Origin of the sequence: Acinetobacter pollinis (genome assembly GCF_015627175.1) — a bacterium.
GTDB classification, from domain to species: Bacteria; Pseudomonadota; Gammaproteobacteria; order Pseudomonadales; family Moraxellaceae; genus Acinetobacter; species Acinetobacter pollinis.
Window position 1 is genome coordinate 18210 of the sequence record NZ_VTDQ01000023.1, and the last position, 17600, is coordinate 35809.

Sequence of the window (17600 nt, forward strand, 5' to 3'; positions counted from 1 at the left end):
TGGCTCTCCAACCTGGGCTCGAACCAGGGACCTGCGGATTAACAGTCCGTCGCTCTACCGACTGAGCTATTGGAGAATCTGTGGTTGATTATATAGATAATTTATCTTAGGTCAATGTAAATAGAAGTTTTTTTCCGATTTTAAGCTTAGATGCTCTTTATTTGAACATTGTAAAAACATTTATGAAAAATATTTGCATACTTATCTGAAATATTGTTAAATTAATCGAAATGAACGATACAAGTGTTTCAAATTCTTTTGAAGCAGTGTGGATTTAACCTAACTTGCCAGCACTAAAATGGCTAAAATGGAGAATGCCTGATATGCATACTTTAAATATTCAATCTATTTTTCAAAATATCGAATTTTACAAAAAGAATTACATTCAAATTCTAAAAAATCCTCAGCAATATTATCAACCTGTAGAAGACGCATCTATTAAATTCTCAATTGTAAGTTGCCAAGCTTTATATCTAGGTGACTTATTACAACTTTGGTTTGGCCATAAATGGACATCATCCTATTTAGAAAAATTAGAAAGTTTAGATCATCATTTTTGGTATCAAAACAAAGCGTTAGTGGATGAGAGTTTTTATATTTATGCTTTTGGTCGTGATAAAAAAACCAATGTATTGACTGCTAAGGTATGGATAGAAAAACTTAATCAGTCCTCTTATATACAACTTCATACAGATAGTTTACCTTTTTATCTTAGTTTTATTACATTAGATCGACCTGATCACCATCAATCGAAGGCATCGTAACTGAATAAAAAGAGGTGCTATAAAGCACCTTTATTTTTATCTGAGGGTTGATAAAGACCATGCTCGATAAGATGTAAACGAAGAATACGTCTGAGTTCAAGTACAGCTTCAGGTGTTTCTTGAATAGAATGACCACCATGTACAATTTTCTCAGATTCTGCGCCGTCGAGATGGGCGCTTTTGTAGGGTACAATACCATCTGTAATAATATTAGGGTTTGTACTCGATGTAATGTTTCCAATTACTGAGTGATATTCTAGCCCTGATTGGGGCATGATATTCTTTGTCAGTTGCATAAATTTAGATTTATAACTTAAATCACTTGGTCCATTTTGGATCAGACCATTATCGACCTGCTTAATAAAATCTTTAGGATTAATTTCTCCCTGAAATGAATCGGCCACAGCACCCAAAAATGCACCAGGTAAGCGAATGATTTTTCGGGCAGCACGTGTAAACCATAAGTCTGCGTATTCTGTTCCTCTATGTGGTGAGGCTAAAAAAATCGCGCGATCAAAGTTTTGAATAGGTTGTATTTGTAATCGTTCTAATACGATAGGATCTTTATTGTGCTTTTTAAGCTCTCTCGATTTAATAAGTTTAAACGCATCTTTACTAATATCAGCCTTGCTCACAAGTAGGCGTGATATTACGCCTCCCATACTATGACCAATGAGCACGGCATCTTTTGCTGAAGGCGAGTTCTGATCTAACTCTCCAAAAGCCTGCGTAAGAATAGAATAAATTTGATATCGACTTTCTATAATTGGCATATTGGTTGAGTAAAAGACTTGCCATACTTGATAGTGCTCTCTTAGAACTTTATCACCCATAATATCATTTGTTAACCTTACCCATGCTTCGGGACTACTTGCTAGTCCATGAACCAGAACAATAATTTGTTTGTTGGGGTTATATGGTTCTAACATGTATAGATGGGGCATGATTAATTGTTGATCACGATCGATCAATGACAAATATGCAGCTCGACCCAGATTGTTATGTGCCAACCATAGTCCATATGGCGCAGAAAAATTTGCTGCAAGTGGATATGATTTCCCTTCTACAATAATATTTTCTTTTTGATACGGATCATTTAATTTAATAAGCAATGGAGCGTTATTTAATAAATCTTTTAAACTTGTATTCGGTTTAGGTTCAATAGAAATGGTTGTTGCTAAATACTGGGGAGTATGAATATTAGGGTTAACTGTATCTTTAAATTTATGGCGTAAGGGATCTAGAATATATTTATTTTCTTCAGGAAGAGTTGGTCTAGGTAGAACTGTAACAAACTCAGCACCAAAACCATCACGTCGATTAATAGAACGTAAGCCCGAAAAGTTTAAGTTATAGCTAGAAATAAAGTCTTCAATTTTCTTATTTTGTAACTGTGGATAGTCTTTAAAATCAGTAATATATTTATTATGACCGATATCGAAATCTTCATCTGATGTATTGGCTGGACGCTGTGTTGAAGAGAGCATCAATAATTTGGCAGTAGCCTGGTTATAAAAATCTCGAACTTGTACTTGTCTGTTATCGAAAATTCTCTGATCTGGATGTCTTTCAGTCTTAAATAAATAGGCATAACTATAACGAATACTACGATCTAGCATTTGTAGTTCTTCATTAATACATTTATTTTGAAGCTCTAATTTGTCTTTTTGTTTGTCTGTAAGGAGTTGATCTTCTTTAATCTTAAATTTACATGCAGTCGTTTTTTCAAGAGACATTGCTTTTGCTAGGTAAATTTCACTTGCCGTTGAAAAAAACTGTTCATTTGGAATTTGAGGAATCTGTTGTATATCTGTAAGACATGAGGTGGGGTCATTCATACAGATTTTAGATTCTCTTCCTGTCATTGACAGTACGTTTAGACTTGCCTCACTCAGTTTGTCATGTGTAAGGATGCTATCACGTTCATTAGTAATAGTTATATTAAATGCTTGTTGTTTTACGCTAACCGCCTGACAGCCTCCTAAGGCGATTATAGTAAGTAGTAGAGATGACACTACTAGTTTATATTTGGCTGTGTAATTAGACATAAAATTAAGCAAAAGATAAGTAATAGATAAAATATACGTTAAAGTGTATAAAAGTAAAATATAAAAGGTCGTATTCACGACCTTTTATGAAGAGAGTTTGCTCAAATATTGAGTGTAAATGATTAACGTCCTTTTTTATTTTCTGTCAAAGTTTCCCAAACGTTTGTGCGACCTTTAGTTTGAATCTCTTTAATGAGACGATCTGCAACTTGACCTTCTTCTGGGTATTTAACTTTATAATTACGTAAGGTAGTGATTGCGTTCTTATTGTGCTCTAAATACAAATAGTTATTTGCAGCAGATAAATAAGCCTCTTGAACACCGCCTTTAATTGCTTTATCTAAGTAAGGAATAGCTTCTTTTTGACCGCCACCTTCAGATAGGTTAAAACCAAACCAGAAGTTCACTAGAGGGTCATTTGGTGTCATTTTTAATAGGCGTTGGCCATAGTTTAACGATTTTGTTGTAAATTGTGGACCTAGATCTAGATTACGCGCAAGTACGCTTGTTTTAAATGCGCGGAGTAAAACGTCATAAGATGCATTGTCTTTGTCTGCGTATGTATCAAGCTGTTGACTAGTTTGACGTAACTTATTTTCAAAACCACGGCGTACATTTTTACTTGCAAATTGTGGTGGATAGTGACGTGCTTGGCCTTCTACCATTTGAATGAAATCATCAATCGCCGTAACATCTAGCTGATTTTGTCCTGCTAAAGGAGCGTAGATAATCTCTTGTTTCTTACTGTCTATGGTAGGGATAATAAGATGATTTACATCGAGTGTAACAGTTTTAGTTGGATCTGTTTGACTTGTTACAACCATTTTAGTTACAGGTTGTGCCGCAGCATTTTTTAAATCTACTTCGAATTTAGAAGGTGCATCATAATCTGCTGCGTTTAATGCATAAAATGGTTTCGGTAGAGCAGGTTCTTTAAAAATAACAGGTTGTAGAGGCTCATTTTTAACAGTATCCTTTTGAGTATTATTGTTCTTTAATGGCATTGAGCTACATGCAGCCAATACAGAAGCAGTAAGTAGCGTTGTTGTTAGTACCTTGAGTCTCATAAGTATATCCAATGTCAGTATTGTTGTTGAAAATTATTTAACATGAGTCTAATGTAAAAGAAAATATTCATGCAATGTAAAGCATGTAACAGAGTTAAGCTTTTGATTGCTGATTCTGTGATTCACATTCACGCCGTACATCTTCTAGAATTTTTAATTCTTCTTGACTTAAAGGTGGGTGATCTTGTGGCTGCTTTTTATATGTTGGATCAAGCAAAGATAAACGTTGACACAAGGTTGTCATACGTTTTTCATTTTGCTCAAGCCGATCTAGTAAAATACGCATTCCTTCAAGTACAGGATCTGAGTGATCTGCCACAGTTGCATATTGAACAAATCCAATGCGCTTTGCATAGTCACGGCGATGTTGCTCTTCATCTTGTGGTTGCGTTTGTGTGTCTTTATAGATATAACGTGCAGGGCTACCTACAGCAGTTACACCTGAGGGAACAGCCTTTGTTACCACAGTGTTTGAGCCAATCTTTGCATTTTTACCTACAGTAAAAGGGCCTAAGATTTTGGCTCCTGCGCCCACAATGACGCCATCTTCAAGGGTAGGGTGACGTTTCCCTTTATTCCATGTTATGCCACCAAGAGTAACACCATGATATAACGTGACATCATTGCCAATTTCTGCTGTTTCACCAATTACTACGCCCATACCATGATCGATAAAAAAGCGACGACCAATTTTAGCACCTGGGTGTATTTCAATACCTGTTGCAAAGCGACTGACTGCTGAAATTGTTCTTGCACTTACTTTAAAGTCTTTATTCCAGAGTTCATGAGCCATTCTATGCATAATAAGTGCATGAATACCGGGGTAGGTCATTAAAACCTCAAGTGTATTTCTTGCTGCAGGATCTCGAGAAAATACCGCTTGAACGTCTTCTTTTAATTGTTTAAACATATGAATGCCCTTTAATTTTAATTGTTTTTTTTCCATTTCCCTTGACTCATTGCTTGCACACGACTGAAAACACCACGTAATAAATTATATTCCATTCGATCTAATTGTATACGTCCAAATAGCCTACGTAGGCGTAATGGTAAAAGACGTGGATTCTTTGGATCAAGAAACTCGATATCCTCTAACATTTTTTCCATATGAGGATAAAATTCTTGCATTTGTTTTTGTGTAACAAGAGGTTCATCCCAATCCATTTCTTGTTGAAGCGCCACTGGCATTTTATCGGATACTTCTGATTTGTCTAGGGAGCTTGTATGAAGAGCAGCCATTCTAAGTTCATAGCAAACGATTTGTATGGCTTGAGCAACGTTTAAAACACCGTATTCAGGATTTACCGGAATAGTCATGTGGTAGTTAGCAAGCGCCAATTCTTCATTGGTTAAACCACGATCTTCTCGACCAAAAATAATAGCAACTTCCTGTTTTTGTTGTTTAATATGGTTTAAGGCGAGTTCTGTTGCGGGTCTAACGTCTAGGAGTGGCCAAGGGATAGTTCGGCTACGTGCACTGGTGCCAAACACAAGATGACAATCTGCAATTGCATCTTCTAATCTCTCTACAATTTGAATTTTTTCTATAAGATCTGTTGCACCAGCTGCAAGCGCATGAATATCTGGATGAGGATAGGTTTTTGGAGCAACAAGAACCAATTGGGAAATTCCCATTGTTTTCATCGCACGCAATGCACTTCCTATATTTGCAGGAAGTGTTGTATTTACCATGACAATACGGACATGACTTAAATGTGAAATAGTTTTGGCTTGATCAAAATCTTGCATGTTTTGTCCTGATAAATTAAGAATATTGGCTAACTTCAGCATGATATAAGTCAATGGCTTCATCCATGCTCATTGTGGCAGTAGATGGTTTTTCCTCAACGATTACTTTGGCTGCTTTTGATTTCACTTGATATTCAATATGTATCGCTGTTTTCCCAAAATAGTCTCGAAGTTTTGCAAGCATCTCGTCTAAAGGTGCAATTGACCACTCTGGAGATAGTCGAATGTCTGCTGTTGCATAGTCAAAAGAGAGATTAAATAATATAGGAATATGCTGACACATATCGACATTGCAAAACGGTTGGATAATTGTTTTTAACTCTTGCGCCAACTGAGGTGTGATTTGGTCTGCATTAAGAGTGATTTGAATATGCTGTGCACGCTTTTGACGAATCTCGTTGAGACTAAATGCTTTTGAAAGGCGAGCCATCGGTCGGTCAAAACCTTCTCTTTCATAGACTTCGCCTTCAACAACAATGACTTGATCAATCTGAATAATATCTTTAAAACGCTGAAATCTTTCATGATTACAGCTAATTTCTAATCTAGAAGTACTATCGTCTAATGTAATGAGAACACGGTTAGGGAAATTTGCAACATCGAGGACGAGGCCTGCAAAGACAGTTGTTTGTCCACGCCGTGTAGGTGTAATTTCATTAAGTTTTGACGATACAAAGCATCTTAATTCTTGACGATATACATCAATTGGATGACCAGTTAGATAAAGGCCTAGCGTATCTTTTTCGCCTTTGAGTCGAACCTCATCTGACCATGGTTTAACTGGTTTTATTGGTTTTCTTTGAACTTCTTCAACTTCACCAAATAAATCCATAATCCCTGTTTCACGGTTTTGTCTGGCTTGTTCTGCTGCTTGTACCGCTTCAGGCAGTTGAGCCATTAAATGAGATCGTTCTATGCCTAGGCAGTCTAATGCACCTGCACGAACAAGTGCCTCTAATGTTCTTTTATTAATTTTCTTTAAATCAATACGGTGGCAGAAGTCGAAAAGATCTTGATAAGGTCCTTCTTTTTCACGTGAGTCTATAACGGACTGCATGGCCTGTTCGCCCACACCTTTAATTGCACCAAGTCCGTAAACAACTGTTTTTTCATCAATAGCATGAAAGCGGTAAATAGATTGATTAATAGATGGAGGAAGTACAGTTAGTTGATTATTACGGCAGTCATCAATTAGAAAAACGACACTATCTGTATCTTGCATTTCGGATGACATAACAGCTGCCATGAATTCGGCAGGATAGTGTGCCTTTAACCATGCGGTATGATAGGCGACAAGCGCATATGCTGCAGCATGTGACTTGTTAAAACCATAGCCCGCAAATTTTTCCATAAAGTCAAAAATATGATTTGCTGTTGCTTCATCAATATCTTTTTCTGCTGCGCCTTTTAGAAAGATTTGGCGCTGTTTTACCATTTCTTCTGGTTTTTTCTTACCCATTGCACGGCGTAATAAATCGGCACCACCCAATGTATAGCCAGCACAAATTTGAGCCGCTTGCATAACTTGTTCTTGGTACACCATGATCCCATAAGTAGGTTCAAGTACACCTTCTAATAAGGGGTGAAGGTATTCAAATTCTCCACCATGCATACGATGTATGAAGTCGGGAATAAGATCCATTGGACCCGGTCGGTATAAAGAAACGAATGCAATAATTTCTTCAAACTTACTTGGGCGTGCCTCTTTAAGCATGCGCTTCATGCCCACAGATTCAAACTGGAAAACAGCTGTAGTGTTTGCTTCGGCAAATATTTTATATGCTTTATTGTCATCTAAAGGCACATTTGAGATATCTAAAGGCTCTTGTGCTTGAATTCGTTTATTAATATTCTGAACCGCATCTTCAATAACGGTAAGATTACGTAATCCTAAAAAGTCAAATTTAACAAGACCTGCGGATTCAACATCGTCTTTATCATATTGTGCGACACGGTTTGAGCCATCTGCATCAGAAAGTACAGCAGAGAAGTCGGTAATTTTGCCCGGTGCAATGACAACGCCACCTGCATGTTTTCCTGTATTCCTTGTAATCCCCTCAAGTTTTAGGGCCATTTCCCAAATTTCACTTGCATCATCATTGTCTGGGTTTGATGGATTGGTCACGATATCTTTAAGTTGTGGCTCCATATCAATCGCGGTTGCCAAATCGACACCTAAAGGTTTTGTAGGAACCATTTTAGAAATCCGGTCAGCAAGCCCGTAAGATTTTCCTAAGACACGTGCAACATCTCGGATTGCACCCTTTGCAGCCATTGTACCGAATGTTGCAATTTGCGAAACAGCATCACGGCCATAATGACGAGCCACATAATCAATAACTCGGTCACGACCACTAATGCAAAAATCGACATCAAAGTCGGGCATAGAAACACGTTCAGGATTTAAGAAACGTTCAAAAAGTAAATCGTATCGCAAAGGGTCTAAATCTGTAATTTTTAAACTAAATGCGACCAATGAGCCTGCACCTGAACCACGACCAGGACCAACAGGTACACCATTGTTTTTAGCCCACTGTATGAAATCCATGACAATTAGGAAGTAACCTGGGAATCCCATATTTAGAATAATACCTACTTCATAGGCAATTCGTTCATCGTAAGGTTTTCGTATTTCATTCCAATCGTCGCCTCGTTCTTCGATAGGATAGAGTTGATTTAACCGTTCCTCTAAACCTTCTTTAGATAAGTGCTCAAAATAGGTGTCAATGGTAAAGCCAGCAGGAATTGGATATTCAGGTAAAAAATACTTACCCAGTTGTAGGCTCACATTGCAACGTTTGGCAATTTCTACTGTATTTTGAATAGCACTTGGAATATCTGAAAAGAGGGTTGTCATCTGTTCAGCAGTTTTGAAATATTGTTCTGGGCTATATATGCGAGGTCTTCTTTGGTCTGCAAGTACGTACCCATCTGCAATACATACGCGAGCTTCGTGTGCTTCAAAGTCTATTTCATGAATAAAATGTACATCGTTGTGTGCCACAACACCAACTTGGTATTTTTCTGCAAGTTGGCATGCTTCTGAAATAAATAGTTCTTCATTTGGTCTTTGTGTTCTTGTTAGGGCGAAGTAGACACGATTCCCAAATTTTTCATACCACTCTTGAAATAAAGGTTCAGCTTTTTGAGGATTAGATGAGCAAAGTAAGTGTCCTACATCACTGTGTAAGCCTAAGAGTAAAATAAGATCTTGATGTTGCTCGAGTATCCATTCTTTTTTAATACAAGGAATATCAAGTTGTTGTCCCTCAATATATCCTCTCGATAGAATTTCTGTGAGATTTAACCAACCTTGATTGGTGGTTGCCAGTAAAATCGCTCTATGTTCTGAGTCTTCAAGTCGAACAGTTGTGCCTAGTATGGGTTTAATGCCTTTACCTTGGCAAGATTTAAAAAATTTGACTGCAGCATGGATATTTGAAAGATCCGTTAAAGCGAGTGCGGGCATTTGCTCTTTTACCGCAGTTTTAATGAGTTCTGGTATGCGAACAATCGATTCAGTGATTGAAAACTCTGTGTGTATACCAAGATGAACAAACTGCATTAAAGATTCCTTTTACTCGAGCAGTGGGCATTTTAGCATGCTATTTTTATTTTTATGGCTCATAATTTGTTCTGTGTGTATATTCTTATCTACTTATAAATGAAAGCCAATAGATTGAACCTATTGGCTTTCCAAATTCAACAAAGAATAGCTTAATAGTTGTAGAACATTTCTTGTAATGTTTTTGCATCTTTTGTTTTGGTTAAGGCAAGTGCAGTTAATAATCTTGCTTTTTGAGGGTTAAGGTCGTGTGCAACAACCCAACCATATTTATCATCGGGTTGTTCGGCATTTCTAAGTACGAAGCCATTTGCAACACGTGAAGATCTTACAATCTGAATTCCTTCTTGCTGTAGTTTTACCAGTGTAGGAACGATATAGTTTGGTACTGAGCCGTTACCAGTTCCTGCATTTACAATCGCCTGAACGCCAGCTTTTTGAAGCGCAAGATAAGACTCAGGTAACATATTGTCCGAGCCATATACAATTTGAACCAATGGAAGAGCATCTCCTTTAATATCTTCAATATTAAAAGCAGAAGAATCGTTGTGTAATTTAGTTGAAGTTCTGAACCAGTAGGTTTTTCCTTCAACAACTGTACCTAGTGCCCCCCATTGGCTATTAAATGCATTGGTATGAATATTAATGGTTTTAGCAACATCCCGGGCAGCATATACATTATCATTCATCATGACCAATGTGCCTTTACCTTTTGCTGAGTCTGAGGAAGCAAGCGCAACGGCATTATATAGGTTTAAAGGGCCGTCTGCTGAAAGTGCTGTACCAGGTCTCATGGAGCCTACAAGTACAATAGGTTTGTCGGTATGTATAACTAAATTTAAGAAAAATGCTGTTTCTTCCATGGTATCTGTACCATGTGTAATCACTAAGCCATTTACTTTAGGATCTTTTACTAATTCATTCACTTTCCGAGCAAGTTGAATGAGCTCTTTATCTGTAATACTTTCAGAAGCAATCTGGAGTGCTTGTACACCACTTACATTTGCAAGTTCTTGAATTTGGGGAACAGCATTAAGTAGTGCATCTACAGGAACTTTTGCTGCGGTATAGGTTGCACTATTGGTTGCGCTTGCACCAGCACCTGCGATTGTACCGCCAGTTGCAATAACGACGACATTGTTTTTTGCATAGAGTGTAGAAGGTAAGCAGACAGTTAGAGCCAATGCTAATGCAGAAAAAGTTTTTTTCATGAAAGTAAATCCTAGATTTGAAGAATTTAAAAACATAAAATAAGCAAAAACCATACCAGCTTAACTGATATGGTCTTATATTTGAATAAATTAGCGAATAGAAGCTAAAAAGCGTCCAATGCGTTGAATAGCTTCACGTAATTCATTTTCAGCTGGTAGAAATACTACGCGAAAGTGATCTGGTGTGGGCCAGTTAAAACCTGTACCTTGTACTAATAGCACTTTTTCAGCACGTAATAGATCCAGCATAAGTTTCTCATCATCATGAATTGGGTAAATATCTGGATCTAAACGAGGGAAGCAATACATTGCACCTTCTGGTTTAACACAGCTTACACCGGGAATTTCATTCAGCATTTCCCATGCAATATTACGTTGTTCATATAGTCTTCCGCCTGGACGAATGAGGTCATTAATTGTTTGGTAGCCACCAAGTGCGGTTTGTATCGCAAATTGTGCTTGATGATTTGCACACAGTCGCATAGAGGCCAACATATTTAAGCCTTCAATATAATCTTCTGCACGAGATTTATCGCCAGTAATGGTCATCCAACCTGAGCGGTAACCTGCAATACGATACGCTTTAGATAGTCCATTAAAAGTAATACAAAGCTGGTCACCTGCAAGTGCAGCCACAGATACATGTTCAATACCATCGTAAACAATTTTATCGTAAATCTCGTCTGCAAATAAAATCAGATCATATTTTTTTGCCAAGACAATAATTTTTTCTAATACATGGCGTGGATAAACTGAGCCCGTAGGGTTATTTGGATTGATAATTACAATTCCGCGTGTACTTTGCGTGATTTTGCTTTCCATATCAGCCAAATCTGGGTACCAATGATCTTCTTCATCACATTTATAATGAATTGCGGTACCACCTGAAAGATTAACGGCTGCTGTCCATAATGGATAGTCAGGCATAGGTACTAAGACTTCATCACCATTATCTAATAATCCCTGCATCGCCATAACAATGAGTTCAGAAACGCCGTTACCAATGTATACGTCATTAACATGCATGTCACGTATACCTTTTTGCTGATAGTACTGGCAAATTGCTTTACGTGCGGGAAAAATACCTTTTGAATCTGTATATCCAATTGCATTGGGTAAGTTAAGTGCAACATCATTAATAATTTCTTGTGGGGCTTCGAAACCAAAAGGTGCAGGATTACCAATATTTAATTTAATAATGCGGTGTCCTTGCTCCTCCATTTCGTTGGCGGCGCGTAACACTGGTCCACGAATGTCATAGCAAACATGCTCTAACTTAGATGACTTTTTAATTTCGCGTGGTGTGGTGTTACCTATAACCGGCATAGTCTTGTCCAATTGTATGTATGTTAAGGAAAAAATTGATTACCTAATTCTCACAATCTATGTGAAATAGTGCTAGCATTTTAGTCGTTGGTAGCGTAAATATAAAGAAAAGAAATCAGGCTATTGAATTTTATAGATTGAAAGGAGTTCATCATGGGAAAAGTCAATAAAACAGACCGTGAATGGAAAAGAGAATTATCGCCAGAAGAGTATCGAATTACCCGCGAAAAAGGAACGGAAGCCCCTTTCACAGGAAAATATTGGAATACCAAGCAAGCAGGAGAGTATGTTTGCCGTTGTTGTGGGGAGGTCTTATTTTTATCGGAAACAAAATACGACAGTGGTTGTGGTTGGCCAAGTTTTTTTCAACCACTAAACCATGCTGTGATTGAAGAACATGAAGACTTAAGCCATGGAATGAGTCGTACTGAAGTGGTTTGTCATCATTGTGGTGCACATTTGGGTCATGTATTTGAAGATGGCCCACAACCTACTGGGCTGCGTTACTGTATAAACTCAGCCTCATTACATTTACAAACAAAAGAAAAAAATGATGGGGAAACATATCCATGACAACAATTTACCAGTTGGAAGCAGAATTGCTAAATGGATTAGAAAAGAAATTTTCTGACTATGAGGGGAAAGTTTTACTGATTGTGAATACTGCTAGTAAATGTGGGTTTACACCGCAGTTTGCAGGTCTGGAAAAGTTATATCAAGAATTTAAAGATAAAGACTTTGAGGTTTTAGGTTTCCCATGTAATCAATTTGGTGGACAAGACCCTGCATCAAATAATGAAATTGGCCTGTTCTGTCAAAAAAATTACGGCGTAAGTTTTCCAATGTTTGCCAAAGTGGATGTAAAAGGGCCAGAGGCACATCCAATTTTTCGTTTTCTCACACGTGAAGTTAGAGGTGTACTGGGGACGCATAATATTAAATGGAACTTTACCAAGTTCTTAGTGGGTAGAGATGGAAAGGTACTTCAGCGTTATGCACCGACTACGAAGCCTGAAGCACTTGAAAAAGATATACAAACAGCGCTTGTAAGCTAGTCTCGAATAAAATGAAGAAGGGGTATCTCCCTTCTTTATATATTTGTTGATATTGTTTATGTTTATTATATACATATGCAATATATAAGAGAAAAACAGTTGTCCAATTGATAATTAAAAACTATGCTAAAGATGAAGAGTATTTTAGTTAAGTGGTTATTATCAAAATATTTTTATTCGAATTTTTAACCTTATCGATTTTGTCAGGTAGTTACGTATGATTCAAAAAATGAATAAATTTGCAGCAGCATTAAGTTTATGTTTACCATTGCTTTACAGCAATATGTCTTTTGCAGAGAATAGAACAATGATTCCAGAACAAAAATTTTTAGTAGGTACTTGGTCGGGTATGCCTGAAACGGCAAAATTATCAAAAGACTTTGCCAGTCAAGGTGTATATACAGTTAAGTTAAATAGTGATGGAACAATGCTTCCATTAAGCGAATTAAAAATGAAAGATCCATCATGGATCACATTTTCAAAAGATTATAAATTCGCTTACATTACCAATGAAATGGAAGAAGGTACAGTGACGGCTGTAGCTGTGGGTAAAGACGGTCAACTTAAAGAAATTAATCATGTAAAAAGTTTAGGTGATCATCCAACTCATTCAGCATTGTCTGTAGATGGTAAATTCCTAGCTGTTGCCAACTATTCAGTTGGACCAAATAAATCGGGTGTATCTGTTTTACCTATTCTAGCCAATGGTGGATTAGGTGAAGTTGCTCAAAATATTAAATTCTTAGATGGAAGTGGGGTTATTGAAGGGCGTCAAGACTCTGGTCATGCGCATTCTGTGACATTTACACCTGATGGAAAAACGCTTTATGTAGCAGACTTAGGTGCTGACGTTGTTAAAGCTTATGATTATCAACCCAATGAAAAACAACCATTACGTGCAAATACTGCTTTAGATTTACATTTTGCTAAAGGCAGTGGCCCCCGTCATATGGTATTTTCTGCAAATGGAAAATTTGCATATGTAACTACTGAAATGTCTGCTGAAGTCATTGTGTTTGAAAGAATTGGTAAGAAGTTCATTCAGGTGCAAAAGCAATCTTTGGCTGTAAAAGACCATGAAAGTCATAAAAGTGCCTCTGGTTTAATTTTCTCTCCTGACAACAAATTTTTATATGTTGGTAACAGAAAAGAAGTGAATGAGATCATATCTTATAAGGTCGATGGCGTAAGTGGCAAACTTTCTTTGGTTGGTCGTTATACTAGTGGTGGTGTAGAGCCAAGAGCATTCTCTATGGATAAAACTGGTGAATATTTACTTATTTCAAATGTTCACTCGCATACAGTAAGTGAGTTTAAGCGTAATAAAGAAACGGGTGCACTTACACCGACACGTATTGCATTGCAAATTGGCCAGCCGACAGACATTAAATTCTTTGAATAATCTGAATGTAGAATAAGAGATATGTATTTCAAATTTTCTTATTTTAAATCTTAGTTCAGATTTATTAGAATGCACAAACAGAACGCATAGAGTTATATTCATCAATCGCAATATGACTCTATGCGTTATATATTTTAAAGTGCTGTAGGTGCCTGATAAATTTTTAAATTAAATTCAGGCAATATAGAAATAAGATGATCGAAAATATCGGATTGAATTGCTTCATATTCGATCCAAATGGTTGTATTGGTAAATGCATATATTTCAAGAGGTAAACCTACACTGGTAGGTTGCATTTGTCTAACAAGAATTAATTCCTCTTTTGCAATGCCATCTTTTTGCTTGAGATAAAAATCAACATACGCACGAAATGTTCCTAAATTTGTTAGGCGCCGTTGGTTGTACTTTGCTTGACTCATTAAGGTATGGTTGAACTCTGTAATTTCGGTTTCTTTTTTATTTAAATAATTATTCAAAAGTAAAAAATCTTTGAGCTTGTTTAGTTCATCATCAGACATAAACCCAATACTATTTTGATCAATGTAAATTGAACGCTTAATACGGCGTACGCCTGCACTGGCAACACCACGCCAATTTCTAAATGTATCTGTGACCAATTTATTAGTCGGGATTGTTGTAATTGTTTTATCAAAATTTTGTACTGTCACCGTATGCAAAGACATATCTATAACATCGCCGTCTGCATTTAGGGATGGCATCTCAATCCAGTCACCAATACGGATCATGTCATAAGATGCAATTTGAACACTAGCTACCAATGATAAGATTGTATTTTGAAATACCAACATTAAGATGGTGGCCATTGCACCAAAACCTGCCAATAAATTAAATACATCTTTCTTTAGAAAAGTACCTAAGATCATGAGTGCACAAACCACGAAAATCATTAGCTTAACGAGCTGTAGATACCCTTTAATCGGTTTGTTTTTTGCGTTTGGGCTTTTTTGATACATAGTATTGAATACATTTAGAACTTCACTAAAAGTAAGTGCAATACTCAAAAAAATTGATGTTTGTGCAATCATTTGGAATAAATGAATGATCTTTTCAGAAAGATGTGGAACCGAGTCAATGCCATTCATAATAATAAGTGCAGGCACTATATTTGCAAGACGTCGAATAACATTGTGATGTGCAAGTGCAGAGTTCCTTGCGGAGGGTAGACGCATTAGAATTTTTTGGATTCCTTGTACCACCACTTTTTTTGCAATAAAGTTTGCAATGTATGCTGCTAAAAAAAGTGCACTCATTCCAAGGAGCATTTCTAGCCAAGGAAATTTGTCTGTCCAGTCAAAGAGTTCTACCAAAGATTTTGATATATCTTTCAATTTTAACGTCTGCCTTAAAGATTTTCATATTCTTGTTTTATTTTAAAGGCTACATAAAAAAATGACATCACTTACAGTATATAATCTGTAAGTGATGTCAGAAAACGATATCAATGTATTACCACATCAAGTCATCAGGGATAACATACGCTGCGTATGGATCTTCATCATCTGTAGTTTGAGTATTTTCCTCTGACTTATTCCAAATCATAAAGCCTTCGAGTTTTTGGTCAATACGTTCCGCAAGTGCATGAGGTAAAAGTGCATAACCTGAAGCTTCTTTTGCAATGACTAAGCTTCCTGCGACCAATGCATTATAAATTTGTTGATTGATATATAGCTTTTTAATTTTATTATCATCTACAAATTGATAGCTAATTTCTCCATCAATTTCTTTCACTTTGTGTTGCTGTATCATTTGTTGAACATTGGCTTTTAATGTCTTTTCTTCTATCTTTTTTTGTTTTTCTGCATTTAATGCTAAGTCTTTTTCTTGTTTAGATTGTTGATCTTGGACAATTTTGCTTTTAAGCGATTCGTGGTTACTTGTACCTATTCGCTGTTCGTGCTGTGCTTGTTTGCTCAGTTTCTTCGCTTTTTTATTGTCAACGAGCCCAGCTTTTAAAAGTTGTGCCTGTAGTGCATTTTTTACCATAGTAAATATATCCAATGAATGCCATTATAAAATCTTCAAGCATGCATCATAACATTGAATATATAGTGGATTAAAAACGGCGTAATAAAATTACGCCGTAATTGCTGATTATTTATCTTTATAGCCTTGGTCGGCTGCGATAACAAACAAAACATCTGTTGAAGAGTTTAGTGCTGTTTCAGTAGAGTCTTGTATAACACTAATAACCATACCAATGGCAACGACTTGCATAGCCACTTCTGATGAAATACCAAATAAACCACATGCAACAGGAACAAGTAGAAGAGAGCCACCTGCTACTCCAGATGCACCACATGCCGAAATACTTGCAACAATACATAAGATAAGCATTGTCGAGAAATCAACGTGAATACCTAAGGTATTCACTGTAGCAAGTGTTAATGTGGTAATGGTGACTGCTGCACCGCACATATTAATAGTAGAACCAAGTGGTACAATAACATTTGTTGTTGATTCATCTACACCACAACGACGGGCAAGATCTAAATTAACCGGAATATTTGCAGCAGAACTGCGTGTAAAGAAAGCTGTAATTCCACTCTCTTTTAAACACTTAAGAACCAGTGGGTAAGGGTTCCCTTTAATTACAATTGCGACGATAATCGGGTTAATGACAAATGCAACAAAGAACATTGTCCCTAGAAGAACTGCAAGTAAGTGTGAGTAACTTTTGAAAGTATCTACACCTGCAGAGGCAAATGTTACAGTCACTAAACCAAAAATACCAATAGGTGCAAAAGAGATTACAAGTTTAATAACTTTATTAATTGCAGCGGAAGTATCATGAATAAATGTTTTTGTAGTGTGTGAACTGTGACGAAATGCAATCCCTAAAATGATAGCCCATGCAAGAATACCAATAAAGTTTGCTTCACTGAGTGCAACAACAGGATTAGATACAAAGCTAAGTACTAAGTTTTTAAGAATAATAGTGATACTACCTGGAGGTTGTACACTTTGGTCTGCAGGAAGGTGTAATAGTAATGATGTTGGAAAAAGCTTGTCTGCAACGACAGCACTAAATGCAGAAAGAAGCATACCAATGGTGTACATAACCATAATGGGTTTAAAGTTCTTTGCACTTTGAGTTGCTTGGAAGTTTGCAATAGAAGAAATAACAAGAATAAAAACAAGAATTGGAGCAACGGATTTTAGCGCTTTAATGAAGACATCTCCAAGAAGACTAAAATAGGGTGCAATGTTCGGGAAAAGAAACGCAACAATGACACCAAGAATAATTGCAATAATAATTCGAGTCACTAAGCTTAATCGTTTTAGAGCTGACAGCATAAATGAGCCTTTTAAAGTCTTCAGTGTTTTAGCGATTTAAAACAGGTATTGATGACTTCTATCTAACGGTAAACGGAGAAGAGTTGTAGGGGGAATAC

Annotated in this window: 14 protein-coding genes and 1 tRNA gene; 4 read left to right on the forward strand and 11 right to left on the reverse strand. The window is 36.8% G+C overall.

Annotation, left to right across the window (positions count from 1 at the left end; all coding sequences use genetic code 11):
- A tRNA-Asn gene (locus I2F23_RS09410) sits at positions 1-76 on the reverse strand.
- Between the two features lie 247 nt (positions 77-323).
- Here I2F23_RS09410 and I2F23_RS09415 point away from each other — a divergent pair.
- A complete protein-coding gene (locus I2F23_RS09415; protein WP_195772347.1) occupies positions 324-764 on the forward strand; it encodes a hypothetical protein in 441 nt (146 codons plus the stop codon).
- 17 nt (positions 765-781) lie between these two features.
- Here I2F23_RS09415 and I2F23_RS09420 read toward each other — a convergent pair whose 3' ends face one another.
- The 7 genes from I2F23_RS09420 to I2F23_RS09450 form a co-directional block, all read right to left on the reverse strand.
- Positions 782-2812 (reverse strand): esterase/lipase family protein, encoded by a 2031-nt coding sequence (locus I2F23_RS09420; protein WP_195772348.1) that lies wholly within the window; start codon positions 2810-2812, stop codon positions 782-784.
- A 122-nt stretch (positions 2813-2934) separates the two neighbouring features.
- Positions 2935-3879 carry an ABUW_2363 family tetratricopeptide repeat lipoprotein gene (locus tag I2F23_RS09425; RefSeq protein WP_195772349.1) on the reverse strand — a complete coding sequence of 315 codons (945 nt, stop codon included), beginning with the start codon at positions 3877-3879 and terminating at the stop codon, positions 2935-2937.
- Positions 3880-3973: 94 nt separating this feature from the next.
- Positions 3974-4789, reverse strand: a complete 816-nt coding sequence (gene cysE, locus I2F23_RS09430) for a serine O-acetyltransferase (RefSeq protein ID WP_195772350.1) — start codon at positions 4787-4789, stop codon at positions 3974-3976.
- A gap of 17 nt (positions 4790-4806) precedes the next feature.
- Complete coding sequence (locus I2F23_RS09435; RefSeq protein WP_195772351.1) at positions 4807-5628, reverse strand: RNA methyltransferase; 822 nt, start codon at positions 5626-5628, stop codon at positions 4807-4809.
- A 16-nt stretch (positions 5629-5644) separates the two neighbouring features.
- Complete coding sequence (gene dnaE, locus I2F23_RS09440) at positions 5645-9193, reverse strand: DNA polymerase III subunit alpha (RefSeq protein WP_195772352.1); 3549 nt, start codon at positions 9191-9193, stop codon at positions 5645-5647.
- Positions 9194-9345: 152 nt separating this feature from the next.
- A complete protein-coding gene (locus I2F23_RS09445) occupies positions 9346-10404 on the reverse strand; it encodes a type II asparaginase (RefSeq protein ID WP_195772353.1) in 1059 nt (352 codons plus the stop codon).
- Between the two features lie 90 nt (positions 10405-10494).
- Positions 10495-11730 carry a pyridoxal phosphate-dependent aminotransferase gene (locus I2F23_RS09450; RefSeq protein ID WP_195772354.1) on the reverse strand — a complete coding sequence of 412 codons (1236 nt, stop codon included), beginning with the start codon at positions 11728-11730 and terminating at the stop codon, positions 10495-10497.
- Between the two features lie 153 nt (positions 11731-11883).
- Between I2F23_RS09450 and msrB the strand changes: the two genes are divergently transcribed.
- From msrB to I2F23_RS09465, 3 genes are all read left to right on the forward strand, one after another.
- The gene (gene msrB / locus I2F23_RS09455; RefSeq protein ID WP_195772355.1) at positions 11884-12303 is read left to right on the forward strand and encodes a peptide-methionine (R)-S-oxide reductase MsrB; all 420 of its coding nucleotides are present in this window, start codon (positions 11884-11886) and stop codon (positions 12301-12303) included.
- Positions 12300-12785 carry a glutathione peroxidase gene (locus I2F23_RS09460; protein ID WP_195772356.1) on the forward strand — a complete coding sequence of 162 codons (486 nt, stop codon included), beginning with the start codon at positions 12300-12302 and terminating at the stop codon, positions 12783-12785. The genes msrB and I2F23_RS09460 overlap by 4 nt, the downstream gene beginning before the upstream one ends.
- A gap of 229 nt (positions 12786-13014) precedes the next feature.
- Complete coding sequence (locus tag I2F23_RS09465) at positions 13015-14187, forward strand: lactonase family protein (RefSeq protein ID WP_211140200.1); 1173 nt, start codon at positions 13015-13017, stop codon at positions 14185-14187.
- Positions 14188-14321: 134 nt separating this feature from the next.
- Here the strand turns inward: I2F23_RS09465 and I2F23_RS09470 are convergent, their stop codons facing one another.
- From I2F23_RS09470 to sstT, 3 genes are all read right to left on the reverse strand, one after another.
- Positions 14322-15536, reverse strand: a complete 1215-nt coding sequence (locus I2F23_RS09470; RefSeq protein WP_228284768.1) for a mechanosensitive ion channel family protein — start codon at positions 15534-15536, stop codon at positions 14322-14324.
- Between the two features lie 118 nt (positions 15537-15654).
- Positions 15655-16191, reverse strand: coding sequence for a DUF2058 domain-containing protein (locus tag I2F23_RS09475; RefSeq protein WP_195772358.1), 537 nt, complete (start codon positions 16189-16191; stop codon positions 15655-15657).
- A gap of 108 nt (positions 16192-16299) precedes the next feature.
- A complete protein-coding gene (gene sstT, locus I2F23_RS09480; RefSeq protein WP_195772359.1) occupies positions 16300-17502 on the reverse strand; it encodes a serine/threonine transporter SstT in 1203 nt (400 codons plus the stop codon).
- Positions 17503-17600 lie beyond the last annotated feature (98 nt).